This window comes from Bacillus sp. CPT56D-587-MTF (assembly GCF_058792335.1).
Genome location: NZ_JBYTEF010000001.1, coordinates 5,579,611 through 5,595,951 on the forward strand (window position 1 = coordinate 5,579,611; position 16,341 = coordinate 5,595,951).

The window sequence follows — 16,341 nt, forward strand, 5'->3', positions numbered from 1 at the left end:
ATGGATTAAAATGGAATATTATTGTGGTGGGAGTGAGAAAATGCAAACAAATAATGTGAAATCAGTCCTTGAAGCGTGGCGTTTGATAGAGTCATTAAATCCAAGTGAAGTTCCTGGTAAGGAAGAAAGAATAAAAAAGAGTTATTTTAAAGATAATCAAGATAGAAATAGAACACAGTTAATACAACTTGAGGAATACCCTTGGGAAGAAAATCAATTGAAAGATGATGAGAACTATAAAGTGCAATATCAGTACTATATGTCTTGTTTTGAACATTATAAACTAGTTGATTTTATAAGGGGAATTTTAAAAAATAGTGACGAGGTTATTAATAAAGATTATAAAACATTATTTGGCTTTTCTTTTTCTGTAGATGATGAAGGGAACTATATTACAGGTTCAATATTTGTTCCTTTGCTTATGTATGTAATGAAAAGGATGATACAGAATACGGAAAATTATTATAGTAATCTTCTTGTTCAATTTGAAGGTCAATTAAAGTTGTTTGAGGAAGAGATAAAAAATACTTTTATTAATGGAGTAACAAGCGAGGCCTTAATCAAAGTTCAGCAAATTTACCAACGTTATTTTTATCAAGTAGAAGATAGTAATATAAATTATTTGGAATTGAAAGTAGTTAAAGCGGATAAGAAAGTTCCTATTCAAAACTTTAATAGTTTTTATTTAAGAGATTTGGTTAATATATTGGAAAAAGGGGAAAATGAAGCGCTTCGTCAGTTTATTGAGGGAGTGAATACTGAACAACGTATAGATATAAATGAGAATCGGGAATATATCGAAACGATTTTACAACCTAGCCGTATACCCGATGGACGTTGGCCATCACCTGTAGAACATAGATTATCATTGATGCAGCAAGTAGCTGTTAACCAGATTTTAAATAGTAATCAACAAATTAGTTCTGTTAATGGGCCACCTGGAACAGGTAAAACTACATTGTTAAAAGATATTTTTGCAAATATTGTAGTTGAAAGGGCAAAGGAAATAATAAAGTTTAAAGATCCTACCCAAGCATTTCAAAAAGAGAAAACAATTAAAGTAGATGACTATCATTATCCAATATACATATTGGCTCCTAATTTAAGAAAATATTCAATGGTAGTTGCATCAAGTAATAACGGGGCTGTTGAAAATATTTCAAAGGATTTACCAAAAGAAAAAGAAGTAATACGTACGTCTAATGAAAAGGGACCGAATCATTATGATGCTTTGTATGCTGAAGAGGCAAGCGAACTAGAAATGTATTCATCGGTAGCGCAAGATCTTTTAGGAGATGAGATAAAAACATGGGGCCTATTTTCAGGGGTTCTTGGGAAGTCAGAAAATATTTATAACTTTGGTCAAGCCTTGTATAAATCAAAGGAGAATGGTAAAGGATTTATACAGCAACTAGAAGAAGAGAGCAAAATAATAACATTAGAAAACTGGGAAAATGCGGTTGAAGATTTTCAAAAGTTTTTTGAATCGATACTTAAGAAAAAAGAAGAACTTCAAAAATTCTCTAATAATTATAAGGTGAATTTATCTTTGAATGACTCATTAGAAAAAAAGAAAGAACAAATCCTTATATTTGAAGAAGAGAAAACAAAGATAGATGACAGATGCGAGTATTTAGAAGTGCAAAGAAAGCTGACAGAGCAACAAATTCAAATGGTACCTAAGCTATCTTTTTTTAAAAGGCTTTTGGGCAAGAAAAATGTTAAAAAACTGGAGTTAGAAAAGGAATTAAATGATATTATTTGTGAATTAAAGGGAAAACAGGAAGAAGCTTATTTAAAAGGGGAACAAATAAAAGATAATAAGAAAATAATAGAGAAAATAAAGGTAGAGAATTCTATTTTTATAGAGCAACAAAATTATTATAAAGAACAGGGTGTAGTACTACCGAGTGAAGAGTATTGGTCAAATTCAAAAGAGGCATATGAATATCGTCAACTAAATACAATTTGGCTTACCGATGAATTGAACTTTGGTAACTACTCAGCCACCTTTCGGTGTCTTTTTTAAATTTTACTAGTTTCATATGCCTCCCATTTGTAAATACTGAGTATATCAAACAGGGGAGGTGAATCTTATGGTCGATCGAAAAATTATTTTAGATACATATAAAAAAGGACCTGAAGCTGTTATTTCTTTATTTGAAGAAACATTTTCTAAGTTAGAAAAACGTATACAAGAACTAGAAAATGCTTCAAAAAAAAACTCCAAAAATAGTCATAAGCCACCTTCTACAGATGGTTTGGGTAAGCCCGTTACAAAAAGTTTGCGCAAACCGTCTCATCGTCAAACGGGTGGCCAGTTGGGCCACAAGGGACATACTCTTGGTTTGACAGCGACTCCAGATCATACGATTACACATTCTCCTACATATTGTACTTGTTGTCATACTTCCTTGAACCACGAGCCTGTAAAAGGGTATCGCATTCGCCAAGTGTATGACTTACCACCTATTCAGATCGAAGTGACAGAACATAAAGTAGAACAGAAAGAATGCCCACATTGCCATTCTATCCAAGAAGCCCAATTTCCTTCGACAGTATCTCGTCCTGTTCAATATGGTCCAAATATAAAAAGACTGATTCCCTATTTAACGCATTATCAATGCATTTCTTTGAAGCGAACAAAAGAATTCTTTCAGGATTGTTTTGGACATTCTATAAGCGAAGGAACCCTGGTAAATCATACACAGGCTTTCGCTTCTCAATTGCAGCCATTCATAAAAGAAGTAAAGGAAAAGATTCTGCAGTCTCCTGTTGTCCATTTTGATGAAACTGGTATGCGTGTAGAAAACAAAACACAATGGTTACATACTGCCAGTACACCGGAGGTGACATTGCAACATATTCATCAAAAACGTGGAAAAGAAGCAATGGATGCTGGAGAAATCTTGCCATCTTTTTCTGGAATTGCGATGCATGATGGTTGGAAATCGTATGATGCGTATACAGATTGTCGTCACGTTTTATGTAATGCCCATCTCTTACGAGATTTACAAGGAATTATAGATAGTACTGGAGAACAATGGGCACAACAGATGCAGAAATTTCTAACGCAAGCGTTGACGATGAAAAAGCAATCCGAAGGTACCATGCCAAAAGCGACGCAAAAGAATCTGTTTATTATGTATCAATCCATATTGAAAGAACAACAGATTCTTTCCACGAAACAAAAGAAGAAAGGAAAGCAGACGCCTTCTCAAAATTTATGGAATCGCTTCGTCAAGTATTCTGACAGAATTCTAGGGTTTTTAGAACATCCAGCCATTCCATTTGATAACAATCAAGCAGAACGGGATATTCGGATGACGAAAGTAAAACAGAAAGTGTCTGGGACTTTCCGAAGTAAGAAAGGCGCAGAATCTTTTTGTCAGATACGAAGCTTTATGAGTACCATGAAAAAACAAAAACAATCGGTCTTACAAGCGATAAACCAAGTCATAGAAACTAGAACGGTTCCTTGGAATAACACGACTTCATAAGAGAATTTCTCTATTTGGCATAGATTCTTTCTCTGATTGGAGTATTTTCTTTTCATGTTTTCGAATCGGAAACATGTATTTGGCCTGTTTTTTTATTTGAAGAAGCTGAGTAGTTACGAACTTTGAAAGAGGCTTGCTGTTTTTAAAGGCTATGAAAATTCATAAGTTACTACTTACGTTCAATTTTAAAGCGATTAAATCCACTATACGTTTACTTAATAATCGCACAAAGTTAGATTTGAATGATGCGGAGAATAGAAGGTATTTAAAAAATATTTGGGAAACAATTCATTTAATTACACCTTTAATTAGTACGACTTTTGCAAGTTTTAGTTCTATGTATAAAGGTATAGAAAAGGATAGCATTAATTATTTATTTATAGATGAAGCAGGACAGGCAAGTCCGCAACAGGCAGCTGGTGCTATATGGAGAGCAAAGAATGTAATAGTAGTTGGGGACCCTATTCAAATTGAGCCAGTTGTCACAATCGACCAAACAATTTTAGGGGATATTAGAAAATATTTTAGTATAGATAATAAATATATTGATATGGGAAGTTCTGTTCAAACATTGGCAGATTTAGCCAATCCATATGGTACATTTAATAATTCTGGACAATGGATTGGAACACCATTATGGGTTCATAGAAGGTGTTTAGATCCAATGTTTACAATAGCTAATGAAATAGCTTACGAAAATAAAATGGTATTAGCTCAAAAAGAGCGAGGAAAGAGTGTGTGGTTTGACTGTAAAGGTTTGACCACAGATCGCCAATTTGTAGAGCAACAAGGAAAATTAGTAATAGAGCATATTGTGCGCCTATGGACAAATATTTCAAAACCGCCAAATGTATATATAATTTCTCCTTTTACTGCAGTAAAGGATAGTATGAAACAAGAGTTGGAAAGTAAATTGAAGGATATGAACATCTCTCGTACGTTAATTAAAAATTTCTTAAAAAATTCTATAGGTACTGTTCATACATTTCAAGGAAAGGAAGCAGATGTTGTTTATTTTATAACTGGCACAGATATGAATAGCGATAGTGCGGCTAATTGGTCATGTTCGAAGCCTAATTTGTTAAATGTTGCAGTTACAAGAGCCAAAAAGGAATTTTATGTGGTAGGTGATTATAAACGATTTTCTCAGAAACCGTATTATAAATCTATAGTAGATAATGTAGATAATGTTCAGAGGGAAAATATCCATTCAATGAATAAGTAAAATTATTTATAGGTTATGGGTACGTTAAAACAAATGACCAATGAGAAGTAAGATGCATTGGTCATTTGTTTTTTTATAATAGGTGATTATTTGGAGAATTTAACGAAAAAAGTATTATTTAGTTTTACCATCTCATACCCACGATACCCCTCCGAAAGCAACGCCTGCTGTCCAACAGCGTCACTCATCGGAACACTCTTAACATCCGTCCAATTTCTTTCCTTGCCTCCACGCAATTCCTTCACAAAAACATACCGCATACTCCCGCCATATTTCATCTTCAATGCAGCAATCTCCATTCCTTGCGCAAATTTATCCTTTAAACTAGGAATGTTAAAAGGAGCAACGGTGCAGCAAACGTAATCGTATTTGCTATCTTCGTTTTGTAATTCGTCCATGATAACTGTCGCCAATATTTTTTGCATCCCATTTCCTCGGCAGTTCGGATGAACGTTTGAGATTTCTTGATAGATGACGCGATGTAGTTCGCTTTCTGCTATGCCAATATCAAGTCCTAAATGTTCTTCGTCGATAGGAGGGACGAGTAGGGCACGAAATGCGATGAGCTCGTTTTGTATAAAGGCACCGATCATCATCCCGTTTCCTTCTAGAATGTATTGAAATTCTTCTAGCGAGAGTGGTTGTAAACGACTTTTATCTTCTAGTGCTTCAACTACAATGTTTTGTAGTGATAAAATTTGTTCGATGTGCTCTAGTGATAGTAATGTAACGTGAAATGATTCGTTATTTTGTTTTAATGTTCCTTCGTATAGAACCGTCATATGATAGTCCTCCTTTAGCGTACAACGTCTTGAAAGACGGTTAGTTCTTGTAGTGTATCTTCGTTTATTTCAATGCCGAGTCCGGGCTTTTCGTTTAAGCGAATGAATGGTACATCATAATGTAAGTTTCCGATGTCTTTTGTGAATTTTAATGGCCCTGTTAGCTCTACGCTCGTAATGATTTTCTTTGAGAAAGCGACATGGAATCCTGCGGAAGAGGCAACAGATGATTCGACCATTGATCCCACTTGGCATTCAATGCCTGCCATTTCTGCTTGATGAGCGAGCTTTACAGCTGGATATATGCCGCCGCATTTCATTAGTTTTATATTTACTTTATCAGCAGCTTCTAATTTAATAATTTGGCGCATTTCACGAGAACTTTTTAATCCTTCATCAATCATAAGCGGGAGGTCTGTTTTAGAACGAATATGAGCCATGGCATCAATATCGTCCGCGATAACAGGTTGTTCAATCCAGTCAATGTTTAAATGTCCTAATGAACGTAGTGCTGTTAATGTGTTTGCGCTATTTTTCCAGCCTTGGTTTACATCAACGCGAATAGCGATGTCATTTCCTACACGTTCTCGTACAGCTTCAATACGTTTTACATCTTCTTTTACATTTGTACCAACTTTCATTTTGAAAGATTGGTAACCTTTTTGAATCATAGAAGCAGCTTCTCCAGCCATGTTTTCTGGATTGGCAATACTTAAAACGTGAGTGACAGGGAATTCTTCATGGTAGCGCCCGCCAATTAATTGATATACAGGTTGATTTAGTTTTTTGCCCATTATATCAAAACAAGCAATATCAATTGCGGCTTTCGCTGTTGGAACACCGTAAATTGTATTGTCCATCATGTCGTGTATTTTTTCGATATTCATTGGATTTTCCCCAATTAGAGCAGGGGCTAGCGTATGTTTTAAAGTATGGAAAGTACTTTCCCATGATTCACCTGTGACGTGATCATCAGCAACGCCTTCACCGTAACCGATAATACCTTCATCTGTTTCCATTTTGACGATAATAGAGGGCATATTAGAATAAGAGCCATAACTAATAACAAACGGATTGCGAAGCGGTAAACGAATTGCGTAAAGATGAATAGCTGTAATTTTCATTGAATAGAAACCCCTTCCTGTTTACAATAGTTTTATACATTTGATATAGTTGACGTTAAATAGTCGTTAATTAATGATAAGGAGTTAGAGAAAATGATGATAAAAATTGCAGTTGTCGGTTCAAAGGAATTTATGGACAACCTTTTTCCTATTGCTCAAAAATTAGAAGGAATAGAAATTGATCCATATATTTACCTTCATCCGGCGGAATCTTCTGAACTATTAAAGTGTTTAAAGCCTTGTGATGTCATCTTTTTCTCAGGTGCTTTACCTTATTATATGGCAAAAGAAATAAGAGAACAATTACGAATTCCAAGTACATACTTACAGCAAGACGAGACAACTGTCGCATCTTCAATTCTTTCTATCATGTATCATCAAAGTATTCAACCACATAACATTTCCATCGATTTAGTAGACCGCTCGTTTATTACAAATGTGTTCCATGATATCGGTATAAAAGAAAGCCCGCAAGTGTTGGATTATGAAAATATGCTGTGGAGTAAAGATGAGATAAATAGAGTTATCGATTTTCATGTAGCTAAATATCAATCTGGAGAGGCTCATTTAGCTTTAACTAGTATTCACGCTGTTTACGACGAGCTTCAAAAAATAGGTGTTCCTTCAGAGCGTATGATTGATCCAACACAATCCATTATACATGGGCTAAAAGATGCAAAAATAAAAGCTGAGTTAGCAAAAAGCTATTCAGCTACTGTTGGTGCTTGTATTATTTCTTCCTTAGAATTACGAACGAGTTTGCTTGAAAAACTAGATGTCATTTCAAAAGAACTACGTGGTTCATTTAAACAAGTGGATGAAATGACATGCATTTTGTATACAACTCGTGGTGATATCGAATCAATTATTAAAACAAATGCGATAGATAACTTGTTTGCGAGCGTAGAAGAAACGATAGCTATTGGATTTGGTTATGGGAAAACCGTGAAAGAAGGGGAGCAAAATGCAAAAATCGCTCAAAGTTTTGCAAAGAACAATCCAATAAATCGTTGTTTTTATATACTAACAAGTGATAAAGATTTGTTTGGTCCGTTCCCGAAAGAACAGAGAGTACAAAGTTTGAAAAATGATAATCCGGAACTAATGAAAATAGCGAAGGAAACAAAGCTTAGTCCGGCCAACTTGTCAAAAATCATTCAATTTAGTCAATCGCACCCGTCATTGAAGTTTACAGCAGCTGATCTTTCTGAGTACTTACAAGTGACTCGAAGATCGACAGAAAGGTTGTTAAAGAAATTAGTTGATTACGGGTATGCTCATATTTGCGGCGAGGAAATGCCCTATCAACAAGGGCGACCTCGCGCACTATATGAACTGAATTTACCGCTATTTTTAAGCTTCTAGTTGAGCTTTTTGTTTCTTTAGTAGTTCTGCTTTTTCAATGTCTGATAGTTTTACAATTGTGAAGCCTGTTATACCATAAATGATTGAGATAATAGGTACGATGAAATTCAAAATAGCATAAGGAGCATATTCAAATGCACCTACGCCAAGTGTTGCGAGAATAAATACACCGCACGTATTCCAAGGAACGAAGACAGAAGTTAATGTTCCACCATCTTCTAATGCTCTGGATAAGTTTTTTGAATGTAGTCCTTTTTCCGTGTATGCATTTGCGTACATTCTTGAAGGGACAACAATTGAAATATATTGTTCAGAGCAAGTAAGGTTTGTTGCAAAACAAGATGCGATAGTAGAAGCGATAAGCCCTTTTGCTGATTTCGCTAACTTTAAAATTTGATTTACAATTGAGCGAAGAATACCTGTATGTTCTAATACTCCTCCGAAAGTCATAGCGACAATTGTCATAGAGACTGTATTCATCATCGAATCTAAGCCACCGCGGTTAAATAGTTCGTCTACTAGCTTGTTTCCAGTGTCTATAACAAATCCAGCTTGGAGTGCACCGACAGATGCTGAGACAGAACCACCTTGAATAAAGACTTGTGATAAGAATCCTAAAATAATACCGACGAGAATCGCTGGTATAGCAGGGACTTTTTTAGCGACCAATACCATAACGACTACGGGTATAATGAGTAGAAAAGGCGAGATAACAAAGTTTTGTTGCAATACTTGTAACGTTTGATCGATAGTCTTCGCATCAATATTGTTAGCGCCGAAGCTTCTTCCTAAGACCGCGTAGACGATAAGAGTAATAATTAAACCTGGAACTGTAGTAAATAACATATGACGAATATGTGCGAATAAATCTGTATTTGTTAATCCTGCGGCTAAGTTAGTTGTATCTGAAAGCGGTGACATTTTATCGCCAAAATAAGAGCCTGAAATAATGGCACCAGCAACCATTGGGGCTGGAATTCCCATACTTAGGCCAATTCCCATTCCAGCAACACCAATTGTGCCCATTGTAGACCAAGAGCTACCAATTGCTAATGCTACGATAGAACAAATGACGGTAATGGAAACTAAAAATAGTGATGGAGTTAAAAGTTTTAAACCGTAATAAATCATCGTTGCGACGATTCCACCGCCAATCCAAGCACCAATTGTTAAGCCAACAAGAATAATAATGACGATAGCGGGTAATGCAAGACGAATCCCTTTATACATTGCTTCTTCAAGATCATTCCATTTGTAACCGTAACGCCAAGCGACAATAGAAGCAACGGTTGTACCAACAATAAGTGGAACGTGAGGGGTTTGTTTTAATACAACAATTGTAACCATCATAACTGCAACGGTAATGATAATAGGGATAATCGCTATTCCAAAAGGTATTTCTTTTTTCATAAAGTTCCTCCTTGTTACGTATGTTTGTTTGTATTTTTAGAATTGTCGTAAAATAGACGTTTATTAGGTTATGATAACTAAAAGTTTATGTAAGCGTCAACATAAAAAACAGAAAATAAGGAATGTTCTAGTTGTTTGTTTAGTTTGTAATATAAGTGCAGAGTAAGCTTTTTAAGTATTTAAAAATAAATAATTGACTTTTTTCTTAAAATTCAATATGTTCATAAAAACATCTGTTTTTCATAAGTATAATTAACCCGAATCGTTTGTAATGTGGGAAGGAGACTGGAACGTTGAAAACATTAGAACTACAAGAGCGCTTAACGGAGATTTTTCAGCATTTACACGAAAACCCTGAAGTAAGTTGGAAAGAATATGAAACGACAGCGTATATTACTGACTTTTTAAAAGAAGAAGGAATTTCATATAGAACATTTGATGATTGTCCAGGTGTAATTGCTGAGATTGGAGGCGGGAATCCAGTTATTGCGATTCGTGCTGATATGGATGCACTTTGGCAAGAAGTAAATGGAGAATTTAAAGCGAACCATTCATGTGGCCATGATGCTCATATGACCATTGTAATGGGACTTATTTTACAATTGAAAAATATGAGATGGAAAAGTGGTACGGTTAGATTTATTTTTCAGCCAGCAGAAGAGAAGGGGAATGGTGCTTTGAAGATGGTGGAGAAAGGTGCTGTAGATGATGCTGATTTCTTATTTGGCGTCCATCTAAGACCAATTGAAGAACTATCTTTGAAACAAGCAGCCCCATCTATTCGTCATGGAGCAGCAGGATTTTTAGAGGGTATGATTCATGGGGAGGATGCACACGGGGCAAGACCACATCAAGGTGTGAATGCAATTGATGTCATTTCCATGATTAATATCGGTTTGAAAAATATTTGGCTGCCACCGCAAAGTTCTTATTCAGTAAAAATGACGAGATGCCAAGCTGGTGGTGATAATTTAAATATTATTCCGGGAAATGGTCATTTCAGTTTAGATGTAAGAGCAGAGAGTAATATACTATTAGAAGAATTAAAGAAAAAGATTGAGCATGTAATAGAATCAGCTGCATCGATGGGATCAAAAACTTCATACGAATGGATGGATCTTGCACCAGGAGCAGAGGTTTCCGAAGAAGCAGAGCGCTTTATGCGTAAAGGTATTCTCGAAGTGTATGGGGAAGAGAGATGCACAGGGCCTCTCTATACGACAGGAAGCGATGATTTCCATTACTATACAGTGAAAAGACCACATTTAAAAGCTGTCATGCTTGGACTAGGAGCAGACCTACAACCTGGATTACACCATCCGTATATGAGGTTTGATCATAGTTGTATTATGGATGGGGTAGAAATATTGAAACAAACTGTATTGAAAGTGTTAGAAGACAGGGGCTAGAGAGCTCCTGTTTTTTTGTCGTGAATTGTCGGTAAATCGATATATTTGAAAAATCGTTGATATATTTGAAGTTATGATAGATATATTGAGAAAATCGTTAATATAATTTCACGTACCTATTAATTTGATGAAAAATGAGCCTCCAGTACATGGTGTATAATAATAAGTACCATTTTTTAATAGGAGAAAACGAATGAACGAACAATATTACGATGCAGTTTTACATATAAAAACAGTCGGTGAGCAAAAAGGGTTTAACAAGTCTATGCATTATCATCGCTATGAACCGACACCGTATAGCGGGTTAGATGAGTTATTGAATCAATATGAAATACGAAGTAGCGACCGAATTGTAGACTTTGGGTGCGGAAAAGGGCGATTAAACTTTTATATGCATCATAAATGTGGTGCTTCAGCAGTTGGAATTGAAATGAATGAAGAGTTTTATAAAGAAGCGATGGATAATCGAGATCGTTATGCACGAAAGGCACGAAACAGTAAGGGGAAAATTCAATTCCAATGTTGTTTAGCGCAGGAATATGAGATTGATCCACATGATAATAGGTTTTATTTCTTTAATCCATTTTCTGTACAAGTGTTTATGAATGTAGTAAATAACATTTTGCTTTCAGTAGAAGAAACGGGGAGAGAAGTGGATATTATTTTATATTATCCTTCTGAGGACTATATTTTCTTCTTAGAAAATCAGACTGCGTTTGAGCTGAAGAAAGAAGTTAGATTGCCAGGTGCTTATGAGAAGAATGGGAATGAGAGGTTTTTAGTTTATAGATTGGAGTGTTAATGTATGGGGGCTTGGGGAGTAGCAATATTATCAGACGATATTGCTGAAGATATTAAGTTACTGTATAAGGATTTGTTAGCAAATGAATATTCAAATGAGGACGCAAGTAGGATTGTAATTGAGGAATACAAGAATGAATTAGATAATGAAGAGACTATTGTTTTTTGGTTAGTATTTGCTTCCATACAATGGAGGTTAGGGAGACTTCAAGAGAATGTTAAGCAGGAGGCATTGCAAATAATAGAAAGTGGTGCAGATTTAGCCCGTTGGGAAGAAGAACCTAAATTACAGAAGAAACGTGAAGTAGTTTTAAATAAACTAAGAGAGCAGTTACATTCTCGGCAGCCAGAAGCTAAAAAAGTGCCGAAAAGATTTATAGCTAATACTTCTTTAAAAGCGGTGATGCTGTTAGTTATGAATTAGTATCAGGGAGTTGTATTATTCTTAAAGTAATTGAGATTATTGAGGAATGGCACGGAGATAGGTATCCTCTATTTGAAATATGTGACTGGGAAGGCAAAGAAGTTCCTTCAAAGGAACAAATTAACCAATTTGGTTTAAAGAAAAGGATTTATGAAGATGGAAAGCAAGAAATGATGAAACTTGCTATTTATCCTTCAGGAAAAAGAGATAATCCAACTAAGAGAATGCAAATAGTAGCAGAAAATGTAAAAGTAGTATTGAATGTAGGTACACCTTATACAGTAATGAGTTGGAAGGAACTTGATAACTATTTACATGAAATATAATAAAAAAGACGCGCTACCTATTGGTAGCGCGTCTTTTTTATTAGTTACGGATTAAGTAATCAAATGCACCTAAAGCTGCGTTTGCACCTGAACCCATAGAGATGATGATTTGTTTGTACGGATTATTTGTACAGTCACCTGCAGCAAACACTCCTGGTACGTTTGTAGCGCCGTGCTTGTCTGTTACGATTTCACCGCGAACGCGTTCAACTGTTTCGCCTAACCAGTCTGTGTTTGGTACAAGACCGATTTGTACGAATACACCTTGTAATTCAACGTGATGAACTTCTTCAGTTTCACGATCGATGTAAGAAATATCGTTTACTTTATCAGTACCAGTGATTTCTTTCGTTTGAACGTTTTTCAGAACAGTTACGTTTGGTAAGCTGTTAAGACGCTCTTGTAATACAGCATCAGCTTTTAATTCTGGCATGAATTCAAGAACAGTTACGTGCTTAACGATACCTGCTAAGTCGATAGCTGCTTCAATACCAGAGTTACCTCCGCCGATAACTGCTACGTCTTTTCCAGTGAATAATGGACCGTCACAGTGTGGGCAATATGCTACACCTTTATTTTTGAACTCAGCTTCACCTGGTACGCCAACATTACGCCAGCGAGCACCTGTAGAAACGATTACGCTCTTACTTTTCAGAATAGCGCCGTTTTCAAGTTCCACTTCAATAAGTTCTTTTTTCTCTAAACGTTTCGCACGTTGTAGATTCATTACATCGATGTCGTATTCTTTTACGTGCTCTTCAAGGCTTGCTACTAGCTTAGGACCTTCAGTCTTTTTCACGCTGATGAAGTTCTCAATGCCCATAGTATCCATTACTTGACCACCGAAGCGCTCAGCAACGATACCAGTGCGGATGCCTTTACGTGCTGCGTAAATTGCTGCACTTGCACCAGCAGGGCCGCCACCAACAACAAGAACATCGTATGGATCTTTATCAGAAAGCTCTGATGCATCTGGACCGTTACCCATTTTAGCTAAAATTTCTTCAAGTGTCATACGACCGCTTCCGAAAGATTCGCCGTTTAGGTAAACAGTTGGTACTGCCATAATGTCTTTGCTTTCTACTTCCTCTTTGAATGCAGCGCCATCAATCATAGTATGTGTAATACCAGGGTTAAGAACGCTCATTACGTTAAGAGCTTGTACAACATCAGGACAGTTATGACAACTTAGGCTGATATAAGATTCAAAATGATATTCGCCTTGAATGTTTTTAATTTGATCGATTAATTTTTGTTCAACTTTTGGAGCGCGTCCACTTACTTGTAGTAAAGCTAACACTAATGATGTAAATTCGTGTCCTAATGGAATACCAGCGAATACGACACCAGTGTTTTCACCAGGGCGGTTTACGCTAAAGCTTGGTGTTCTCTCTAATTCAACTTTTTCTACTGTAATCTTAGATGACATAGTAGCTAATTCGTCTACTAGAGATAACATATCTTTAGATACGTTATCGTCTCCTGCGCTTACTTTAAGTAAAATATCGTTCTCCATTAATTGAAGGTATTGGGATAGTTGTGTTTTTATATCTGCATCTAGTATCATTTTGATCGAACTCCTTAGATTTTGCCTACAAGGTCAAGGCTTGGTTTAAGTGTTGCAGAACCCTCTTGCCATTTAGCTGGGCAAACTTCACCTGGGTTGTTACGTACGTATTGAGCAGCTTTAATTTTGTTAACAAGAATGCTTGCGTCACGGCCGATACCGTCAGCATTGATTTCCATAGATTGGATAACGCCGTCTGGATCGATGATGAATGTACCACGAGCAGCAAGACCTTCTTCTTCCATTAAAACGTTGAAGTTTGTAGTGATTGTGCGAGTTGGGTCACCAATCATGATGTACTCGATTTTGCCGATAGTTTCTGAGCTATCATGCCATGCTTTGTGAGTGAAGTGAGTGTCTGTAGATACAGAGTATACTTCAACGCCTAAGTCTTTTAGAGTTGCGTATTGGTTTTGTAAGTCTTCAAGTTCAGTTGGGCAAACGAATGTGAAGTCAGCTGGGTAGAAACAAACTACACTCCATTTTCCTTTTAAACTTTCGTCAGTAACTTGGATAAATTCTCCATTATGGTAAGCATTAGCTTTAAACGGTTTTACTTCTGTGCCGATTAATAACATATTAAAATTCCTCCTAAATGTTGGTTTTGAGCATCAAAAAATAGTGTGCTCATAAAATATATTTTTTAATTAACTATAATAATTCTAATTCGATATTAATTATCATATAGAAGTGGTTATTTTGTCAAGAGAATAAACCAACTTTATACCGATTTAATTAATATTTATTCTCAATTAAGGCTAACAGAGAATGGAAAGGTAACTTTAAGTTTATAAATTTTCAATGATTGTTTGAAAGAGTAGTGTGTATGTTAGAGATATGGTGTAAGTGTAAATTCTTAGGAAGGAAATATTTCTTAGAAGTTATGTATTTGAAAAGGAACTGCTTATTTCTATTTTACAAAGAATTGTGCGATAAATAAAATAAAATGAATCGAAATCTTTTTGAACAATTTTTGTCATCTCGAATATATAATTAGGAAGTATATTACGCTGATAGTTAGAAATATTGACTCAAAGTGCTAACGAGATATAATAAAACCTAGATATACCTTTCAAAAAGAAGAATACATATTTATAGGATGAAAAAATTCAACCTATTATTTTTTATAGCTTTTAGAAAACGCTTACAATTAGTGTGGAGGGGAAACCATGTCTAAGTTCATGAAGTATTTTTTAATGGAAGCTAAAGATGTGATTGCATATGTGAAAGAGAAATTATCTAAGTTTGAACATGCAAAGGGGTTACAGTGTAAAGAAATAGGTGATGGCAATTTAAATTATGTGTTCCGCGTTTGGGATGAAAAAGAGAACATGTCTGTCATCGTAAAGCAAGCTGGGGATACAGCTCGCATTTCAGATGAGTTTAAGTTGTCGACGAATCGTATTCGTATAGAATCAGATGTTTTGCAGTTAGAGGATGAGTTAGCACCTGGACTTGTTCCTAAGGTGTATTTATTTGATAGTGTGATGAATTGTTGCGTAATGGAAGATTTATCGGATCACACAATATTACGTACAGCACTTATAAATCATCAAATATTTCCGAGGCTTGCTGACGACTTAACTACTTTTATGGTAAATACACTTTTATTAACATCGGATGTTGTAATGAATCATAAAGAGAAGAAGGAACTTGTGAAGAATTATATAAATCCTGAATTATGTGAGATTACAGAGGACCTCGTATATTCAGAACCATTTACAAATCATAATAAGCGTAATGAGTTATTTCAGTTAAATGAGGGATGGATTAGGGAACATATTTATAGTGATAAAGAGCTTCGTATGGAAGTAGCGAAACGTAAATTTTCTTTTATGACGAATGCACAGGCATTACTTCATGGTGATTTACATACTGGTTCTGTTTTTGTAAGAGATGATTCTACAAAGGTTATTGATTCTGAGTTTGCTTTTTATGGACCTATGGGATATGACGTTGGGAATGTAATGGCGAATTTAATGTTTGCTTGGGTGAATGCAGATGCAACGATGTCACCTGGAGCTAAGAAAGATACGTATATGGATTGGTTACAAACTACGATGGTAGAGGTAATTGATTTATTTAAGCAGAAGTTTTTAGGTGCTTGGGATATTCATGTGACCGAGATTATGGCGAAGGAAGAAGGCTTTAGCGAAGTCTATTTGCAATCTGTATTAGAGGATACAGCTGCAGTGACAGGTCTGGAATTAATTCGCCGTATTGTTGGATTAGCGAAAGTAAAAGATATTACTTGTATTGGGAATGAGGAAGCACGTGCTAGAGCGGAGCGAATTTGTCTTCAAGTAGCGAAGGGTTTTATTTTACGAGCGAATCAATATAGAACGGGCACAAGTTTTGTAGAAACGTTAAAAGAACAGTCAATGCACTACGCGAAGTAAGGGGAGAAT

At 35.7% G+C, this 16,341-nt stretch carries 12 protein-coding genes and 1 pseudogene; 8 read left to right on the top strand and 5 right to left on the bottom strand.

The genetic code is table 11. The annotated features are described in order from the left end of the window. Nucleotides 1-40: 40 nt before the first annotated feature. From AC3WVZ_RS28865 to AC3WVZ_RS28875, 3 genes are all read left to right on the top strand, one after another. A complete protein-coding gene (locus AC3WVZ_RS28865) occupies nucleotides 41-2,029 on the top strand; it encodes an AAA family ATPase (RefSeq protein ID WP_233935776.1) in 1,989 nt (662 codons plus the stop codon). A gap of 67 nt (nucleotides 2,030-2,096) precedes the next feature. Further along, nucleotides 2,097-3,500, top strand: coding sequence for an IS66 family transposase (gene tnpC / locus AC3WVZ_RS28870; protein ID WP_233935200.1), 1,404 nt, complete (start codon nucleotides 2,097-2,099; stop codon nucleotides 3,498-3,500). 133 nt (nucleotides 3,501-3,633) lie between these two features. Beyond that, entirely contained in the window at nucleotides 3,634-4,725 is a 1,092-nt protein-coding gene (locus tag AC3WVZ_RS28875; RefSeq protein WP_233935777.1) for a DEAD/DEAH box helicase, read from the top strand. An 86-nt stretch (nucleotides 4,726-4,811) separates the two neighbouring features. On the opposite strand, the gene AC3WVZ_RS28880 is transcribed toward AC3WVZ_RS28875, so the two are convergent. Then, a complete protein-coding gene (locus AC3WVZ_RS28880) occupies nucleotides 4,812-5,507 on the bottom strand; it encodes an N-acetyltransferase (RefSeq protein WP_100651552.1) in 696 nt (231 codons plus the stop codon). A 14-nt stretch (nucleotides 5,508-5,521) separates the two neighbouring features. Beyond that, nucleotides 5,522-6,631 (bottom strand): mandelate racemase/muconate lactonizing enzyme family protein, encoded by a 1,110-nt coding sequence (locus AC3WVZ_RS28885; protein WP_233935778.1) that lies wholly within the window; start codon nucleotides 6,629-6,631, stop codon nucleotides 5,522-5,524. A 93-nt stretch (nucleotides 6,632-6,724) separates the two neighbouring features. Here AC3WVZ_RS28885 and AC3WVZ_RS28890 point away from each other — a divergent pair, with 93 nt between their 5' ends. Beyond that, nucleotides 6,725-7,996, top strand: a complete 1,272-nt coding sequence (locus tag AC3WVZ_RS28890; protein WP_233935779.1) for a transcriptional regulator — start codon at nucleotides 6,725-6,727, stop codon at nucleotides 7,994-7,996. On the opposite strand, the gene nhaC is transcribed toward AC3WVZ_RS28890, so the two are convergent. Continuing rightward, complete coding sequence (gene nhaC / locus AC3WVZ_RS28895) at nucleotides 7,985-9,406, bottom strand: Na+/H+ antiporter NhaC (RefSeq protein ID WP_233935781.1); 1,422 nt, start codon at nucleotides 9,404-9,406, stop codon at nucleotides 7,985-7,987. The two genes, AC3WVZ_RS28890 and nhaC, sit on opposite strands and share 12 nt — an antisense overlap. A gap of 293 nt (nucleotides 9,407-9,699) precedes the next feature. Here nhaC and AC3WVZ_RS28900 point away from each other — a divergent pair, with 293 nt between their 5' ends. The 3 genes and pseudogenes from AC3WVZ_RS28900 (at nucleotide 9,700) to AC3WVZ_RS28910 (ending at nucleotide 12,366) form a co-directional block, all read left to right on the top strand. Further along, complete coding sequence (locus tag AC3WVZ_RS28900) at nucleotides 9,700-10,815, top strand: M20 peptidase aminoacylase family protein (RefSeq protein WP_000853516.1); 1,116 nt, start codon at nucleotides 9,700-9,702, stop codon at nucleotides 10,813-10,815. 193 nt (nucleotides 10,816-11,008) lie between these two features. Next, nucleotides 11,009-11,617: an SAM-dependent methyltransferase gene (locus tag AC3WVZ_RS28905; protein WP_001005624.1), complete on the top strand. Its 609-nt coding sequence runs from the start codon at nucleotides 11,009-11,011 to the stop codon at nucleotides 11,615-11,617. Between the two features lie 3 nt (nucleotides 11,618-11,620). After that, nucleotides 11,621-12,366 (top strand): annotated as a pseudogene (locus tag AC3WVZ_RS28910) (hypothetical protein). Nucleotides 12,367-12,406: 40 nt separating this feature from the next. On the opposite strand, the gene ahpF reads toward AC3WVZ_RS28910, so the two are convergent. Both ahpF and ahpC read right to left on the bottom strand, forming a co-directional pair. Beyond that, complete coding sequence (gene ahpF / locus AC3WVZ_RS28915; RefSeq protein ID WP_233935782.1) at nucleotides 12,407-13,933, bottom strand: alkyl hydroperoxide reductase subunit F; 1,527 nt, start codon at nucleotides 13,931-13,933, stop codon at nucleotides 12,407-12,409. 14 nt (nucleotides 13,934-13,947) lie between these two features. Then, nucleotides 13,948-14,511 carry an alkyl hydroperoxide reductase subunit C gene (ahpC, locus tag AC3WVZ_RS28920; protein WP_000924420.1) on the bottom strand — a complete coding sequence of 188 codons (564 nt, stop codon included), beginning with the start codon at nucleotides 14,509-14,511 and terminating at the stop codon, nucleotides 13,948-13,950. A gap of 591 nt (nucleotides 14,512-15,102) precedes the next feature. Between ahpC and mtnK the strand changes: the two genes are divergently transcribed. Then, nucleotides 15,103-16,332 (top strand): S-methyl-5-thioribose kinase, encoded by a 1,230-nt coding sequence (gene mtnK, locus AC3WVZ_RS28925; RefSeq protein WP_233935784.1) that lies wholly within the window; start codon nucleotides 15,103-15,105, stop codon nucleotides 16,330-16,332. The last annotated feature ends 9 nt before the right edge of the window (nucleotides 16,333-16,341 follow it).

Coding starts and splice junctions, on each gene's coding strand:
- AC3WVZ_RS28865 (WP_233935776.1), top strand. CDS start 41: ATGCAAACAAATAATGTGAAATCAGTCCTTGAAGCGTGGCGTTTGATA.
- tnpC (WP_233935200.1), top strand. CDS start 2,097: ATGGTCGATCGAAAAATTATTTTAGATACATATAAAAAAGGACCTGAA.
- AC3WVZ_RS28880 (WP_100651552.1), bottom strand. CDS start 5,507: ATGACGGTTCTATACGAAGGAACATTAAAACAAAATAACGAATCATTT.
- AC3WVZ_RS28885 (WP_233935778.1), bottom strand. CDS start 6,631: ATGAAAATTACAGCTATTCATCTTTACGCAATTCGTTTACCGCTTCGC.
- AC3WVZ_RS28890 (WP_233935779.1), top strand. CDS start 6,725: ATGATGATAAAAATTGCAGTTGTCGGTTCAAAGGAATTTATGGACAAC.
- nhaC (WP_233935781.1), bottom strand. CDS start 9,406: ATGAAAAAAGAAATACCTTTTGGAATAGCGATTATCCCTATTATCATT.
- AC3WVZ_RS28905 (WP_001005624.1), top strand. CDS start 11,009: ATGAACGAACAATATTACGATGCAGTTTTACATATAAAAACAGTCGGT.
- ahpF (WP_233935782.1), bottom strand. CDS start 13,933: ATGATACTAGATGCAGATATAAAAACACAACTATCCCAATACCTTCAA.
- ahpC (WP_000924420.1), bottom strand. CDS start 14,511: ATGTTATTAATCGGCACAGAAGTAAAACCGTTTAAAGCTAATGCTTAC.
- mtnK (WP_233935784.1), top strand. CDS start 15,103: ATGTCTAAGTTCATGAAGTATTTTTTAATGGAAGCTAAAGATGTGATT.